The sequence below is a fragment of the Nonlabens sp. genome, from assembly GCF_965657255.1.
Classification (GTDB): domain Bacteria; phylum Bacteroidota; class Bacteroidia; order Flavobacteriales; family Flavobacteriaceae; genus Nonlabens.
Genome location: NZ_CBFHNM010000013.1, coordinates 13,073 through 28,151, shown reverse-complemented (window position 1 = coordinate 28,151; position 15,079 = coordinate 13,073). Strand labels below are relative to the sequence as shown.

Sequence of the window (15,079 nt, the reverse complement as noted above, 5' to 3'; positions counted from 1 at the left end):
ATTTACCTGATTTTGAGTAGCCGATGATAGGTGGTTTATGTTCTTTGGTAAGTAGTAACTTTGCCTCATGAAAAAACTATTAGTAATAGGTAAAAACTGGCCAGAGCCTAAAACTACAGCAGCTGGATATAGGATGTTGCAGTTATTAGAGATCTTTAAAGAGAATTCTTATTCAGTTCATTTTTGCAGTGCTACCCAAAAATCAAAGTATTCATTTGATTTAGAATCTATTGGAATCAAAGAACAAACGGTTTTTCTAAATGATGATAGTTTTGATACTTATATTCAAAATTTGCAACCAGATATTGTTTTGTACGATCGTTTTATGACCGAAGAGCAATATAGCTGGAGAGTTAGAGAGAACAGTTCTACATGTATTCATATTTTAGATACAGAAGATCTTCACTTTTTAAGAAAAGCTAGGGAAGTCGTTCTTAAGAAAAAGCAACCATTAAATCTTTACAATGAAGTCGCTATGCGAGAAATCGCCTCAATAAGTAGATGTGATTTAAGTATGATAATTTCTACTATAGAGTTTGATTTATTGCAAAAGGATTTTGAAATTCCTAAATCAAAATTAGTTTACATTCCATTTTTATACAGCGATGCTAAAAGAGAGAAGTTAACTTTTAATCAAAATTCTTTTCAGAAAAGATCAAATTTTGTGATGATAGGTAATTCCTTGCACGAGCCTAATTATGACGCTATTCTTTATATGAAAAAAGAGATCTGGCCGCTAATTAGAAAAACGCTTCCGCAAGTTGAAGTGCATATTTATGGCGCTTATCAAAGCGATAAAATCACACAACTTCACAATAAAAAAGATGGATTCCTAATAAAAGGCTTTGCATCAGATGCTTATGAAACTTTAGCCAATTATAGAATATTGCTCGCTCCACTAAGGTTTGGTGCAGGATTGAAAGGTAAAATATTTGATGCGTTACATACGGCGACACCAGTAGCCATGACTTCTATCGCGGCAGAAGCCATGTTCGTTAATTCTGCACCATTTGGTTTTATTGAAGATGAAATGATCAGTTATGCAACTTACTGTGTAGAATTGTATCAGTCAAAAGAACAATGGAATGAAGTAAGCGGCAAACATCTAGAAATTCTTAAAAGTAATTATGATAGATCCGCTTTCGCGAAAGCGTTACTACTTCAAATTTCAAAAATAGATATCAAATCAGAAGAACAACAATCGCCATTAGAACACTTTAACCTAAAAATGTTAAATTATCATTCTAACGCTAGATTTAAATACCTAAGCAAGTGGATTGCATTGAAAAATTCTAATCAGGCGTAGTGAAAATTTCAATAGTATATTAAACTGCTTTCTTCTTGATAAAGAGAAGTCTAAATAATTTAAAAATAACCAGTGATATAATACCGACTATTAGGCCTGTAGCAAATTCAGCAATGATAGAAGGCCAGGAGTGAAGCAGTTCTTCTATCCAGTGTATATTATGAAGAAAAATACCACCAGCAACTAATAAAAGGGCAATAGTCCCTATTATAGAAAGACTTTTAATAATCCATGGTAAGGCTTTTACAAGAACAGACCCTACGGAATAGGAAATTCCTTTTTTGTCTTTACTTAATCTAATCAATCGGGCACCTAGATCATCCATTCTTACAATTCCAGCCACGATTCCATAAACTCCAACAGTAGCTATAATCGCTACAACAGAAACTACTAAAATCTGATTTAAAATTGATTCTACTACTACAGAACTTAAAGCGATAATCACTATCTCTACAGAAAGTATAAAGTCGGTAACAATTGCAGATTTAATTTTATCCTTTTCTAACGCAAGAATTTCTTCTTCAGTAAGTTCTTTTGCTGCTATGGTTGTGTCGGGCTTTTCATGAGGAAAAATCCATTCGTAAATCTTTTCAGCACCTTCAAAAGCTAGATAAATAGCTCCTAATAGTAGAATAATAGTGATAGCTATTGGTAAAAAAGCACTTAATAGAAATGCAATAGGAAGGATGATTAATTTATTTAAAAAAGATCCTTTAGTTATGGCCCATAACACTGGGATTTCTCTAGAAGATACAAATCCAGAAGCTTTCTCTGCATTTACAGCAAGATCATCACCTAAGATACCTGCTGTTTTCTTTGTTGCTACTTTACTCATAGAAGCAACGTCATCCATAAGAACACCTATATCATCTAATAAAGCAAAAAATCCAGAAGCCATGTAATTATTTCATTTAAGAAGGTAAAAGTACTTTTTTTAAACACGTTTGAAAGGAAAATCCATGTTAAGAATAACATGATGATTCATAACTTTAGAAATCAAATATTTTTTAGTTCTTACAAAGCACTTAAGCAAGCATTTTATTCCTACTTAAAATAAAATTACTCTCTTTCATTCATGGCTTCTTCTAGCACCTTTTTAAATATATCCACTGGTTGAGCGCCAGTAACAGCACTTTTTCTATTAAAAACTATAGTAGGTACAGAATTCACGCCCATATTTTTCCAATAATTCTGTTGATCTCTTATTTCTTTTTGAGCTTCCTTATTACCTAATCTATTAATCGCATCCTCTACATTTAACCCAGCTTCTTGCAGCGATTGTCTTAAAACTTCTCGATCAGACACATCTTTATTATCTGTAAAAAAAGCTTTCATTAATATCATTTTGAGATCTGTCTGTTTATTGAACTCTTTTGCATATTCTAATAAAATATGAGCTTCAAAAGTATTGGACATTTTCATGTCATCATTATAATTAAAAACAAAATCTACTTCTTCACCAACGGCTTTCATTTGATTTTGCATTTGTTGATGTTGTTCTGGTCCAGCACCGTATTTTTCTGCAAGATGTTCTTGTAAATTTTGACCTTCAGCTGGCATGTTAGGATTCAGCTCAAATGGTTGCCATTCTATTTCTATTTGGTCTGAGATTCCTAGGTCTGTAATAGCTTTTTCTAAACGTTTGTAACCTATGGTACACCACGGGCAAACCACGTCAGATACCATATCAATCTTTAATTTAGGTTTCATATGATTCGTTTTAATCCTGCTTTCGCGAAAGCGAAATTATAAAAAGCCTTTTGCAACAACTTACTCTTTAAGGGAATTATGGGAAATGTAGTTTTATAAAGAATCCTATATAAAACTGCGGTAGTATTTTACATCAAGGTCAAACAAAAAGTCTCAACACAATATGCTAAGACTTTGGTAACCATAAAAATAGTTAAATGGTGAAGAAAGGTTAAACTTCTACAGCATCTTCTTTGAACTGAAGCTCTACTGCATGTTGCCCTTTTAAAATATCTTTCATCGTTTCTCGTTCTCTAATCAGGTGGGATTTTCCATTGTACCAAAGGACTTCAGCAGGTCGGTAACGAGAATTATAATTACTGGCCATAGAAAAACAATAAGCCCCAGCGTTAGAGAAAGAAAGGATATCACCTTCTGTAATTTCTGCTATCTGACGGTTGTTTGCAAAGGTGTCTGTTTCACATATATAACCTACAACGCTGTAAAATCTGTTTTTACCATCTGGATTTGAAATGTTTTTAATACCATGATAAGAACCATATAGCATAGGACGTATCAAATGATTAAAACCAGAGTCTACACCAGCAAAAACTGTAGAAGTAGTCTGTTTAACAACATTAACCTGTGCTAAAAATTGTCCAGATTCACTTACAAGAAACTTTCCAGGTTCAAATGCCATGGTAATTTCACGACCGTAGTTTTTACAAAACTGATTAAATCGTTCACATAATTGTTCGCCTAGATCCTCAATGTCTGTAGATACATCTCCTTCTTTATAGGGTACTTTAAAACCACTACCGAAATCGATAAATTCTAGGTTTTTAAATTTTGCCGCCGTTTCAAAAAGAATTTCTGTAGCATAAAGAAAAACACCTATATCTAAAATGTCGCTACCAGTATGCATGTGCACACCATTCACGGTCATCCCTGTGTTTTCTACAATTCTTAATATATGTGGAATTTGATGTATGGAAATACCAAATTTACTATCGATGTGTCCTACAGAAATGTTTGCATTTCCTCCAGCCATTACGTGCGGATTGATCCTGATGCAAACAGGTGTTTTAGGATGTTTAGAACCAAATTGTTCTAAAATCGACAGGTTATCAATATTTATTTGCACACCTTTTGCCGCTACATTCTCTATTTCTTCTAGAGAAACGCCGTTAGGAGTAAAGATGATTTTCTTAGGATCTACTCCAGCTGCCAGTCCCAATTCTACTTCTTGTAGACTCACGGTATCGAGTCCAGCGCCTAGCTGTTTAAAAAGTTTCAAGATAGAAATGTTAGAAAGTGCTTTTACAGCGTAATGAATTCTTAAGTTTTTTGCTTTCGCGAAAGCGGAAACTAAACGTTCATACTGCGCTACAATGACCTCTGCATCATAGACATAGACCGGACTACCGTGTTCGCGGGCTATGTTTAATAAATCTTGATTATTCATGATAAAAAATTAAGCCTACAAAAGTACTAGACAAAAAGAAATAAAAGTAAAGAAAATCATAAAATTTAAAACCTGATATCGTTGTGGTAAGCGATAAACTTGAATTGTATAAATAAACGATTCTTTTAGATAGAATAGTTTCAAATTGAAGTTTCACTTTCTTATTTTTGCTGGACTTAATATGGAACTTTAAAGAACATTTATGAATCTTCACGAATATCAAGGAAAAGAAATTCTCGCTAGTTATGGTGTAACTATACAAAGAGGAAAGGTAGCAACCACTTCTGACGAGGCAGTAGCTGCGGCAAAAGCGCTAACTGAAGAAACAGGAACAGGATGGCACGTCATCAAAGCACAAGTACACGCAGGTGGACGTGGAAAAGGTGGTGGTGTTAAACTTGCTAAAAACCTTGATCAAGTAAAAGAAATTTCTGGTCAGATTATAGGAATGGATTTAGTAACACCTCAAACAACTGCAGAAGGTAAGAGAGTACACCAAGTTCTTATTGCCGAGGATGTTTATGAGCCTGGAGAAGCTGAAATTGAAGAATTTTACATGTCAGTACTTCTTGATCGTGCACAAGGTAAAAACATGATCATGTATTCTACAGAAGGTGGAATGGACATAGAGACTGTTGCTGAAGAAACCCCACATTTAATTTTTACTGAAACGATTGATCCCGCTCATGGATTGCAAGGTTTTCAAGCTAGACGTATTGCTTTTAATCTAGGTTTAAGCGGTAAAGCGTTTAAAGAAATGACAAAGTTTGTAAACTCTTTGTACAACGCATATGTAGGATCTGATAGTGCTTTATTTGAAATCAATCCAGTCTTAAAAGCTTCTAACAATACGATCATAGCTGTAGATTGTAAAATCACTTTAGATGAAAACGCATTGTTCCGTCATAAAGATCTTGAAGAATTAAGAGATACTAGAGAAGAAAATGCAACAGAAGTAGAAGCAAAGGCCGTAGGTCTTAATTATGTAGATCTAGATGGAAATGTTGGTTGTATGGTAAATGGTGCTGGTCTCGCAATGGCAACTATGGATCTTATTAAACAAGCTGGTGGATCTCCTGCAAACTTCCTAGATGTAGGTGGTACAGCAGATGCTAAAAGAGTAGAAGAGGCCTTTAAAATTATCTTGAAGGATAAAGGTGTTAAGGCTATCTTAGTGAATATATTTGGTGGTATCGTAAGATGTGACCGTGTGGCGCAAGGAATTATCGATGCTAAGAAAAGTATGGGTGACGCTATGAATGTGCCATTGATCGTAAGACTACAAGGTACTAATGCAGAGATTGCAAAGGAGCTGATCGACAACAGCGGAATGGACGTACAAAGTGCGGTAGAATTTCAAGAAGCTGCTGATAAAGTGCAGGCTGTAATAGCTTAATTAATAGTTTTGCAATTCATAGTAATTGTGAAGGATGAAAAAACCACGCGATAGCGTGGTTTTTTTGTTTTCCTAAATATGAATTGAGCTTATCATTTATTTTCATCAGAATGAGTCATCCTTAGATCTACTCTTTAGAGCTTTGCGGCTCATACACATCGTTACAACAGTGCTTAAAGTAACAGGTAGTATTATCATTGTTAATGTAGCTATAAAGTTTCTCCATATAAATCGATCTAACTGGAAATTGATGTCACTCAAATAAAACAAGCCAGCAATAATGAAGGTTGTTGCAATGATTATCATGAGTAACTTGTGACTGTTATTTTTCATAATACTTAAAGTTTTACAAATATTACCACTTTATTTACTCGTCAAATTTTAATCATTGGGTTCTAATCCTCATCTTCCTCAGCTTTCTTGAGATCTTCTACTGTAATTTCTGGAAGAGCATCTGGATCGCTCATTTCTTTATCAGTGTAGTCATCTTCATCAAAAGATTCCATCTGCATGGATAAGCGCTTGGATATTTTTACGAGGTATTTAGTATCCTCAGTAATAACTTCTACTGCTTCAATAGTTTCATATTTGTGGTTTTTGAAGGTAATGACATCGTCATCACCATAACCGTCTGGATATTTTGCTACTAACATAGCAAGTACCTCTGGTGTAAGTTTTTTATAGTCAACTATAACATTTCTCATTAGCAAGTTTTTTAATTTTTAAAAATAGTCCTTTACTCTGTATCTATAATGTCTTCAAAAATAATGTTCAATTGGTTTTGAGTGAGGTTAGAATGCTTAATTAAATAGGGAATGATTTCAATGCAAAATTCCTTAAGATCAAACTCTTTAATAGATTTGATTTCATAATATTTAAGTAATTCTTCCATATCCTTTTCGGCAGCAGACTCGATGCATTCTTTTACCATAGAAACTTGTAAAAAGTCATTTGTGTCTATGGTTTCATAGGTAGAAGTGACGCATTTATTGGTCTCAATAGAAATATTATCTAAGACGTTTTGCGCCCGACTAAATCCAGATACTAGTAAAAACAGTATCAATATATAAAAAGTTTTATTCATAATAACATTAGTAATAACTAATCGAAATTATATTTTTTTAAAGTTATTTCAAAGTTGTTTTTGAATTAATTTCATCCTTTTAAAGCATGCTAAAACTCTTTATTACATCTATTTCTGGAACAGTTTGATCTGTCAAAAATGAACCTATTGATTCTAGTAAGACAAAACGTATTTCACCGTTTACATTTTTCTTATCATGAGTCATTAACTCTAGCATATTTTTTACATCAGATTCTGAAAACGATAATTTCATTTCTAGTTTTTTAAACCAATTTTCTATTTCTTGAAAGTCAGCTGTGCTTAATCCTGTATGTAAATGACTTAAATATGATTCTAGATAGAGTCCAGCTGCAATCGCTTCACCATGCAATAATGATTCATGACTTTCACTTGATAAGCAAAAGGATTCTATAGCATGTCCTATCGTATGACCATAGTTCAATGCTTTACGTGGTCCGTTTTCAAAAGGATCACTACGCACTACATTATTTTTAATGACTACACTTTCATAAATTAACTTTTCAAATTCGTCAGAAAAATAATCGTCACCTATTTGATTCATTTCCTGCCAGTAATCTCTACTTTTAATCAAGCCATGTTTAAACATTTCTATAGAACCGTTTAAAAGTTGTCTTTTGTCGAGTGTACGTAAATATCCAGAGTCAATTAAAGTCATTTCTGGCGGTATAATAACACCTATTTGATTTTTGAGATGTCCTATATCGACACCATTTTTTCCGCCAATAGCTGCATCTACCATACCTAAAACAGTTGTTGGAATATGAATAAAAGATATACCTCTTTTAATAGTAGAGGCCACAAAACCTCCTAAATCTGTAATAACGCCACCACCTAAATTGATCATTATACTATTGCGATCACAGCCCAATTCTACCAGCACGCTCCATACTCCAGAGCATGTTTCAATGTTCTTAAACTCTTCACCTGCATCGATTTCAATAACCTCTATACGTGCATCAGTTTCTAATTGCGGCATAAAAACTGGATAGCAATGTTGCATGGTATTTTCATCTACAAGAATGAATATACAACTAGGTTGTTTTGAGGCTATAAATTTATTTAATTGAGTGTAAGATTCCTGTTGAAAGTGTATGTGGTAATTGGTATTTGAAATTGAATCCATTTGTTGTTATAGTGAAGTGTTTGTGTTTGTAACGCTTTCGCGAAAGCGAGATCGCAAAAATAATTTATAAATGTTATGATTTACCAAAAGTAGCGTCTATATGCTCAACTAAAACGATTACGCAATATATTTGTAGTATGAATGAGAATCCTTTTAATAATACGGCCAATGCTTTTTCTTTAAAGTCTGATAAAGATCTTAAGAAAGCACATTTTATATTCAGTTCTATGTCCATGCCATGGCTAGTAAATTTAGGGTCTAAAGCGACCATGTTAGCACTGAACTGGAAGTTGCCAGTTAAAGGAATTATCAAGGATACTATTTTCAGCCAGTTTTGTGGTGGTACCACAGATGAAGAATGCATGCCACTGGTGGAAAAAATGTTTGAGAAAGGCGTAAGTTCTATTTTAGATTATTCTGTAGAAGGTAAAGAAAATGAGGCAGATTTTGACGCTGTAGTAGGGAAGAAGCTTACTTTAATTCATATGGCTAGCGAGAACAATGCGTTACCTTTTGAAGTGGTTAAACCTACCGGAATAGGCCGTTTTTATATTTGGCAAAAAATTACTGAGAAAAAAGCACTTACACCGCCAGAAGAATTAGAATGGGAACGTATCTATAATAGAGTAGATCTTCTTTGTAAAACAGCTGTTGATAATGATATAGCCTTGCTTTTTGATGGAGAAGAAACCTGGATGCAAGATGCAGCAGACGATTTGATCCAAGAGATGATGCAAAAATATAACATTGGAAAAGCGTACATATATAATACGGTGCAATGTTATCGACACGATCGATTAGATTATATCATGGAGCTTTATGAGGATGCTAAAGCAAATGGATATATCATAGGAGCAAAGATTGTACGTGGTGCTTATATGGAAAAGGAACGAGAACGTGCTCAAGCTTATAATTATCCTAGTCCTATTTGTAAGGATAAAAAAGCTACAGATGAAATGTATGACCATGTCATGAATTATATTCTTGATCGATTAGATACCATAAAACTTTGTGTAGGCACTCATAATGAAGCGAGTACATTAGAGGCAATGAACTATTTATTAGCTCATGATATTGAACCCAATACGGGCGACGTATGGTTCGGACAATTGTATGGTATGAGTGATAACCTTACCTTTAACTTAGCCGCTTTAGGTCATAATACGTTTAAGATCTTACCTTTTGGTCCTATTGAAGATGTGATGCCTTATTTAATAAGAAGAGCGCAGGAAAATACTTCTGTAGCTGGACAGACAGGTAGAGAACTTACTCTTATTAAACAGGAAATGAAACGTAGAGGGATTTAATAACCTTGTTCTTATTGACTAAGAACTTTTTCTACACGAGTGAAACGATCGCAATTTCTAACCCATAAGGACGTTTTTTCCAATTCTTTTCTACCAGAAATGTGGTAGAAGTTACAAGGAATAGTATCTGTATTAGATTTTGAAAAATCTACTGATCCATATTTCAAAATTAGCTGAATGTCTAATGTGTCTATTTGACGATTTTCTAGCATCGTGCGTACTTCTGGGGAAAACCTAACATAGTTTTTTCTACCTATATCGTTGATGACACGGTCTTCAGGTAACCAGGTACATTGAGTTCTTTTTCCAGTTAGGAAGAAGATTAGAAAAACAGTTCCAATGGCAAAACCACCACCGTAAAAACCAAGTCTTTTTATAAATTTCATAGGCTGCTAAAAGATGAGCAAATTTACATCGCTATAGGGTAAATTATACCATTCACCGACTGATTTATTAGTTACTATACCATGGTAAAGATAAATACCGCATTTAAGCCCTTGATCCATTCTGATAGCATGCTCAATACCACCGTCATTTGCAATATTAAGTATATAAGGTGTGAATATATTGCTTAAAGCTACACTAGCTGTTTTTGAGTATCGAGCAGGAATATTAGGTACACAGTAATGCGTGACACCTAGTTTACTGTAAGTAGGTTGATCATGACTCGTTATCTCGCTTGTTTCAAAACAACCACCCATATCAATACTTACATCTATTATTACAGCACCCTTTTTCATATTCTCTACCATAGGTTGAGAAACGACAACTGGCGTCCTATTTTCTCCGGTTAACGCGCCTATTGCTACATCACAACGCCTTAGGGCTTTAGAAAGATACTTAGGCTGTATGGTAGATGTGTATAATTGTTGACTTACATTATTTTGTATGTTACGCAACTTTGAAATAGAGTTATCAAATATTTTTACTGTGGCACCTAATCCTAGAGCCGTTCTCGCTGCAAACTCACCAATGACGCCAGCCCCTAGAATAACGACATCCACAGGTGGTACTCCTGTAATGTTACCAAATAAATGTCCTGTCCTATTATCGCCGTTTGAAAGTAGTTCTGCTGCAATTAAAATAGAGGCAACTCCAGATATTTCACTCAAAGCATTCACTGCAGTAAACCTACCTTCATCATCAGTAATAAATTCGTAAGCTAAAGCAGTTATTTTTTTTTCAGATAATTTATTGAAATAGTTTTGATCTCTAGTTTTTAATTGTAGGGCAGAAATTAAAACCGATTGAGGTTTCATCATTTGAATTTCATCAAGGCTAGGAGGCGCCACTTTTAAAATAGTAGGGCATGAGAAAACCTTTGTTTTATCAGTAGTAAGTTCTGCTCCTGCGGCTGTATAATCTTTATCAGTAAAATTGCTTGCTATTCCTGCACCCTTTTCAATCAGAATGCGATGTCCATGAGCACAAACTGCGGCAACAGCATCTGGTGTTAAACAAATTCGTTTTTCTTGATGTTGCGTTTCTTTGGGAATTCCTATAAATAATTCCTGTTTTGTTCTAGTGATCTCCAGCCTTTCTTCCTGAGGTATTAATTGATCTTTAGTAAAAGGAGTGGATATAGTAGAGGACATTTCAAGAATGTTTAAAAATTAAATATTTTTATTTAAACCAGCAATCGCTAGGCTTTTTGATACCAACTTCAATTTCACTGATATCTATACCATGTATTTTATCAAAGACCTTAATTTGGACCAGATATGCTAATGATAAAGAAATAATAACAACAGGCATAGTGAAATATAGTTCACCTAAGTAAACATAAATTGCTGAAAAATCGAATAAATTATATAGTTGAAAAGCATATAAACTTATAGGAATCATAATAGTATGATACCACCAATGTATGGCAGTAAAAAACCAAATTAGTAAAAGTATGAGTGGAACTAGTTTTTGAATTAAACCCCATGAAGCCTTTAATTTATTATCGTTAAAAGAATTTGAAAGAGATTTGAATAAATATGCTCCCCACAACCGATCAGATGGCGCTTCATAATAATAAAAAGCATAAGGCAGAATAGCCGTAATAACAGGAATCACTGTTCCTGTCCTTAAAACCATATCTTTATTTGAATTTATTCTTTTTGCACTCATAAAAAGTGTGAAAATTAAAACCACACTACCACGAATGTAGTGAGCTTTTTCTATAATAACCAAATTAAATTTATCCAGTTGTGAGTGGTAAATATTTTACCAACAACTTTTTCTAATATATTGTACTTTTTGTTTCGTTTACAGTTTTTTGTTGAAATTGTATTGCTGCTCCAGCAATGGATACACTACAAATAGTTATTAAAGCTAAAGTCTTGATTCTATTGTGATGTATAATTAAAGTTTTTATGTTAATTATGTCTGGAGTATAAAATATTTAAATATTTAGATTACCATAATTATACATTTATTCTACAATGAACATATTTCTGTGGTATATGTAAATTAACTAACATCAATTAATTTAATAAATCTACGATATTCATCTGTTATCTCAATTTTTATAGTTTGAAAATTTGACAAGAATGGAATAGCAATATCTGGCCACTCGATAAAAACATATGAAGCACGGTCTACATACTCTTCAAAACCTATATCGTATAATTGATGCTCATTTTCTAAACGATATAAATCAAAGTGCATAATATCAATGAAACTACCTTTGTATTCATTAACCAGACTAAATGTGGGTGATGTAATTTCTTCTTCAACACCTAAATGTTTACATATGGACTTAATTAAGGTAGTTTTCCCTGCTCCCATAGGGGCTTCAAATAAAATGACTTTTGATTCAAATCTTTCAATTAATAATTGAGCAACAGCATCAACATCTTTTAATGTGTAACTTTTTTCCATTATCTAGGCTCGTAAATTGCAAAAGGGATTAACATTTCTTCTAGAGAAACACCACCGTGTTGATAGGTATTCCTATAATAGCTAACATAATGATTGTAATTATTAGGGTAAGCAAAAAATAAATCTCCTTTTGCAAAAATGAAGCTACTACTCATGTTGATTTTAGGTAGTTTGATAGTACTGGGATCAGTTGCTGCAAGAACGTCTTTATCCTCATAAGAAAGACTTCGACCTGTTTTATATCTTAAATTAGAACTGGTGTTTTTATCACCTATAACTTTACTAGGTGATGTTACATTTATAGTTCCATGATCAGTAGTTAATATTAATTTGAAACCCAGTTCTTGTCCACGTTGAATAATATCAAAAAGAGGTGAGTTTTTAAACCAGCTTAACGTAAGTGACCTATAACTCTTATCAGTGCTGGCAAGTTCTTTAATTACTTCCATTTCTGTTTTGGAATGTGAAAGCATATCCACAAAATTATACACCACTACCGTAAGATCATTATCCTTTTGGGACTTGAAATTATCAGCCAGTTTACGACCGCTACTTTCGTTAGTTATTTTATGATACTGATGTGTAATATTTAGGTTTAATCTTTTTAATTGTGCGATTAAAAATTCATTTTCATGCATGTTTTTACCACCTTCGTCAGTATCGTCTAGCCATAAATCTGGATGTCTCTTTTTCATATCTTCGGGCATCAATCCAGAAAAAATGGCGTTTCTAGCATATTGCGTCGCAGTTGGTAAAATGGAACAATAGGTTTCCTCTTCTAATTTTTTATAATGATTATTAATTAAGTTCTCAAAAACTCTAAATTGATCATAACGCAGGTTGTCTATAACCACAAGTAATACAGGATCTTTTTGATTGAGGTGTGGTGCAATTCTTTTTTTAAATAAATCATGACTTAAAGTTGGATTACTGTCATGACCATCAAACCAATCGGTATAATTCTTATCAATAAACTTAAAGAATTGTTGGTTAGCCTCATTTTTCTGGGCAGTTAATATTTCAAACATACCAGAATCGTCTACTTCTTCTAATTCAATTTCCCAATAAATAAGCTTTTGGTATAATTGAGCCCATTCTTCATAACTATTGATCATAGACATATCCATAGCAATCTTCCGAAACTCTCTTTGGTAATCACTAGTTGTCTTCTCATTAACAAGTCTAGAGTGATCTAAATTTTTCTTTACAGCAAGTAGAATTTGGTGAGGATTAACAGGTTTAATTAGGTAATCTGCAATTTTAGAACCTATAGCTTCTTCCATAATATACTCTTCCTCACTCTTAGTAATCATGATGACAGGAAGTTGCGCCTGTTTCTCCTTGATTTCGTGAAGTGTTTCTAATCCTGTAAGGCCAGGCATATTCTCGTCTAGAAATATCAAATCGTATCTCGTTTCTTCTATTGCCTCTAGAGCTTCTGTCCCACTTACTCTAGTGTCAATAGAGTATCCTTTATTCTCAAGAAATATAATGTGTGGTTTTAATAAATCCACTTCATCGTCTACCCATAGTATTTTGATCTCTGCCATATCAGTATATTTGTATTAAAAAGCTGCTCTTTTGAAACAACAGAACAAACTTAAAATATTAAACGATCCTATTTACGGTTTTATTTCGATTCCTTCAGAAGAGATCTTTAAAATAGTAGAGCATCCACACTTTCAGCGTTTGCGTAGAATAACTCAAATGGGTTTGAGCTACCTGGTTTATCCAGGCGCGCACCATACAAGATTTCATCATGCCTTAGGATGTATGCACCTAATGCAAAAAGCAGTACAAGTGCTTAGGTCTAAGTCTGTTGAAATATCTGATCAGGAAGAAGATGCCTTATATAAAGCCATCTTGCTTCATGATATAGGTCACGGCCCTTTTTCTCACGCATTAGAGTATCAAATTATTAATAAGGTGACTCATGAACAATTATCAAGTCATTTTATGAATAGTTTGAATGCAGAATTTAACGGCAGTTTAACGCTTGCTATTCAAATTTTCAAAGGTGAATACCACCGTCCGTTTATGTTAGAATTGATATCTAGCCAGTTAGACATGGACAGACTCGATTACCTCAAAAGGGATAGTTTTTATACAGGTGTTGCAGAAGGTAATATCAATAGTCAGCGATTGATCACCATGTTAAATGTGGTCGATGATCAACTGGTAGTAGAAGAAAAGGGACTCTATAGCGTAGAAAACTTCCTTTCTGGTCGCAGGTTAATGTATTGGCAAGTATATCTTCATAAAACAGGAATTGGAGCAGAGCATTTATTGCAATCCGTCATCAAACGTATTAAGGAGCTTATTGAAAAAGGTGTTGATGTAGAGTTGCCTAAACATTTGAATTATTTTATTAGAAATAAAAACCCAGATTTTAGTTCTAATTCTACTGATTTAAATCGTTTTGCTTCTTTAGATGATGCTGACGTTATGACAACTTTAAAGTTAGGAAGCGATCACAAAGATTTTGTTTTAAGTGAACTTTGTAAAATGATCTTAAATAGACAGCTGCTTAAAATTAAAATGTCAAATAAGCCTATTTCTCAAAATAAAGTAGATAAACATTTGAAGAGATTAATGACTAATCGTAATTTGACAAAGCATGAAGCTTCTTATTTTGTCTTTTCAGGTGTTGTTGTTAATCTCGCTTACGCGAAAGCGAAACCCATTAAAATACTGAACAAGAGAGGTAAACTAACAGAATTAATCAAAGCTGGTAAAGAAGATAGCTTTAACGCATTACTGAAGGAAGTGAAAAAATATTACTGTTGCTATCCTAAGCTACAAGATTGATATAAATTAGTA

15 protein-coding genes are annotated in these 15,079 nt (G+C 33.5%); 4 read left to right on the top strand and 11 right to left on the bottom strand.

Annotated features, from left to right (window positions below; all coding sequences use genetic code 11):
• Positions 1–67 precede the first annotated feature (67 nt).
• On the top strand, positions 68–1,306 hold the full coding sequence (locus tag ACTF54_RS12530; protein ID WP_438969500.1) for a glycosyltransferase family 4 protein: 1,239 nt from the start codon (positions 68–70) through the stop codon (positions 1,304–1,306).
• A gap of 19 nt (positions 1,307–1,325) precedes the next feature.
• On the opposite strand, the gene ACTF54_RS12525 is transcribed toward ACTF54_RS12530, so the two are convergent.
• The 3 genes from ACTF54_RS12525 to lysA form a co-directional block, all read right to left on the bottom strand.
• Complete coding sequence (locus ACTF54_RS12525; protein ID WP_347197515.1) at positions 1,326–2,204, bottom strand: DUF808 domain-containing protein; 879 nt, start codon at positions 2,202–2,204, stop codon at positions 1,326–1,328.
• Between the two features lie 161 nt (positions 2,205–2,365).
• Positions 2,366–3,016, bottom strand: coding sequence for a DsbA family oxidoreductase (locus tag ACTF54_RS12520; RefSeq protein WP_438969499.1), 651 nt, complete (start codon positions 3,014–3,016; stop codon positions 2,366–2,368).
• A 211-nt stretch (positions 3,017–3,227) separates the two neighbouring features.
• Positions 3,228–4,460, bottom strand: a complete 1,233-nt coding sequence (gene lysA, locus ACTF54_RS12515; RefSeq protein WP_438969498.1) for a diaminopimelate decarboxylase — start codon at positions 4,458–4,460, stop codon at positions 3,228–3,230.
• 202 nt (positions 4,461–4,662) lie between these two features.
• Here lysA and sucC point away from each other — a divergent pair, with 202 nt between their 5' ends.
• A complete protein-coding gene (gene sucC, locus ACTF54_RS12510; protein ID WP_347197518.1) occupies positions 4,663–5,856 on the top strand; it encodes an ADP-forming succinate--CoA ligase subunit beta in 1,194 nt (397 codons plus the stop codon).
• A 395-nt stretch (positions 5,857–6,251) separates the two neighbouring features.
• Here the strand turns inward: sucC and ACTF54_RS12505 are convergent, their stop codons facing one another.
• The 3 genes from ACTF54_RS12505 to aroB all read right to left on the bottom strand — a co-directional run bounded on the left by ACTF54_RS12505 (position 6,252) and on the right by aroB (position 8,084).
• Complete coding sequence (locus ACTF54_RS12505; RefSeq protein ID WP_347197519.1) at positions 6,252–6,560, bottom strand: hypothetical protein; 309 nt, start codon at positions 6,558–6,560, stop codon at positions 6,252–6,254.
• A gap of 32 nt (positions 6,561–6,592) precedes the next feature.
• Positions 6,593–6,940, bottom strand: a complete 348-nt coding sequence (locus ACTF54_RS12500) for a hypothetical protein (protein ID WP_438969497.1) — start codon at positions 6,938–6,940, stop codon at positions 6,593–6,595.
• 79 nt (positions 6,941–7,019) lie between these two features.
• On the bottom strand, positions 7,020–8,084 hold the full coding sequence (gene aroB, locus ACTF54_RS12495; RefSeq protein ID WP_347201978.1) for a 3-dehydroquinate synthase: 1,065 nt from the start codon (positions 8,082–8,084) through the stop codon (positions 7,020–7,022).
• Positions 8,085–8,221: 137 nt separating this feature from the next.
• Between aroB and ACTF54_RS12490 the strand changes: the two genes are divergently transcribed.
• Entirely contained in the window at positions 8,222–9,391 is a 1,170-nt protein-coding gene (locus tag ACTF54_RS12490) for a proline dehydrogenase family protein (RefSeq protein WP_347197522.1), read from the top strand.
• Positions 9,392–9,402: 11 nt separating this feature from the next.
• On the opposite strand, the gene ACTF54_RS12485 is transcribed toward ACTF54_RS12490, so the two are convergent.
• From ACTF54_RS12485 to ACTF54_RS12465, 5 genes are all read right to left on the bottom strand, one after another.
• Entirely contained in the window at positions 9,403–9,777 is a 375-nt protein-coding gene (locus tag ACTF54_RS12485; RefSeq protein WP_347197523.1) for a DUF4258 domain-containing protein, read from the bottom strand.
• 6 nt (positions 9,778–9,783) lie between these two features.
• Positions 9,784–10,986, bottom strand: a complete 1,203-nt coding sequence (locus ACTF54_RS12480; protein WP_347197524.1) for an alanine dehydrogenase — start codon at positions 10,984–10,986, stop codon at positions 9,784–9,786.
• A gap of 28 nt (positions 10,987–11,014) precedes the next feature.
• The gene (locus ACTF54_RS12475; protein ID WP_438969496.1) at positions 11,015–11,569 is read right to left on the bottom strand and encodes a hypothetical protein; all 555 of its coding nucleotides are present in this window, start codon (positions 11,567–11,569) and stop codon (positions 11,015–11,017) included.
• A 279-nt stretch (positions 11,570–11,848) separates the two neighbouring features.
• Positions 11,849–12,259, bottom strand: coding sequence for a tRNA (adenosine(37)-N6)-threonylcarbamoyltransferase complex ATPase subunit type 1 TsaE (gene tsaE, locus ACTF54_RS12470; RefSeq protein WP_347197526.1), 411 nt, complete (start codon positions 12,257–12,259; stop codon positions 11,849–11,851).
• Positions 12,259–13,809 carry a bifunctional response regulator/alkaline phosphatase family protein gene (locus ACTF54_RS12465; RefSeq protein WP_347197527.1) on the bottom strand — a complete coding sequence of 517 codons (1,551 nt, stop codon included), beginning with the start codon at positions 13,807–13,809 and terminating at the stop codon, positions 12,259–12,261. The genes tsaE and ACTF54_RS12465 overlap by 1 nt, the downstream gene beginning before the upstream one ends.
• Before the next feature lie 31 nt (positions 13,810–13,840).
• Between ACTF54_RS12465 and ACTF54_RS12460 the strand changes: the two genes are divergently transcribed.
• Positions 13,841–15,067 carry an HD domain-containing protein gene (locus tag ACTF54_RS12460; RefSeq protein WP_347197528.1) on the top strand — a complete coding sequence of 409 codons (1,227 nt, stop codon included), beginning with the start codon at positions 13,841–13,843 and terminating at the stop codon, positions 15,065–15,067.
• The last annotated feature ends 12 nt before the right edge of the window (positions 15,068–15,079 follow it).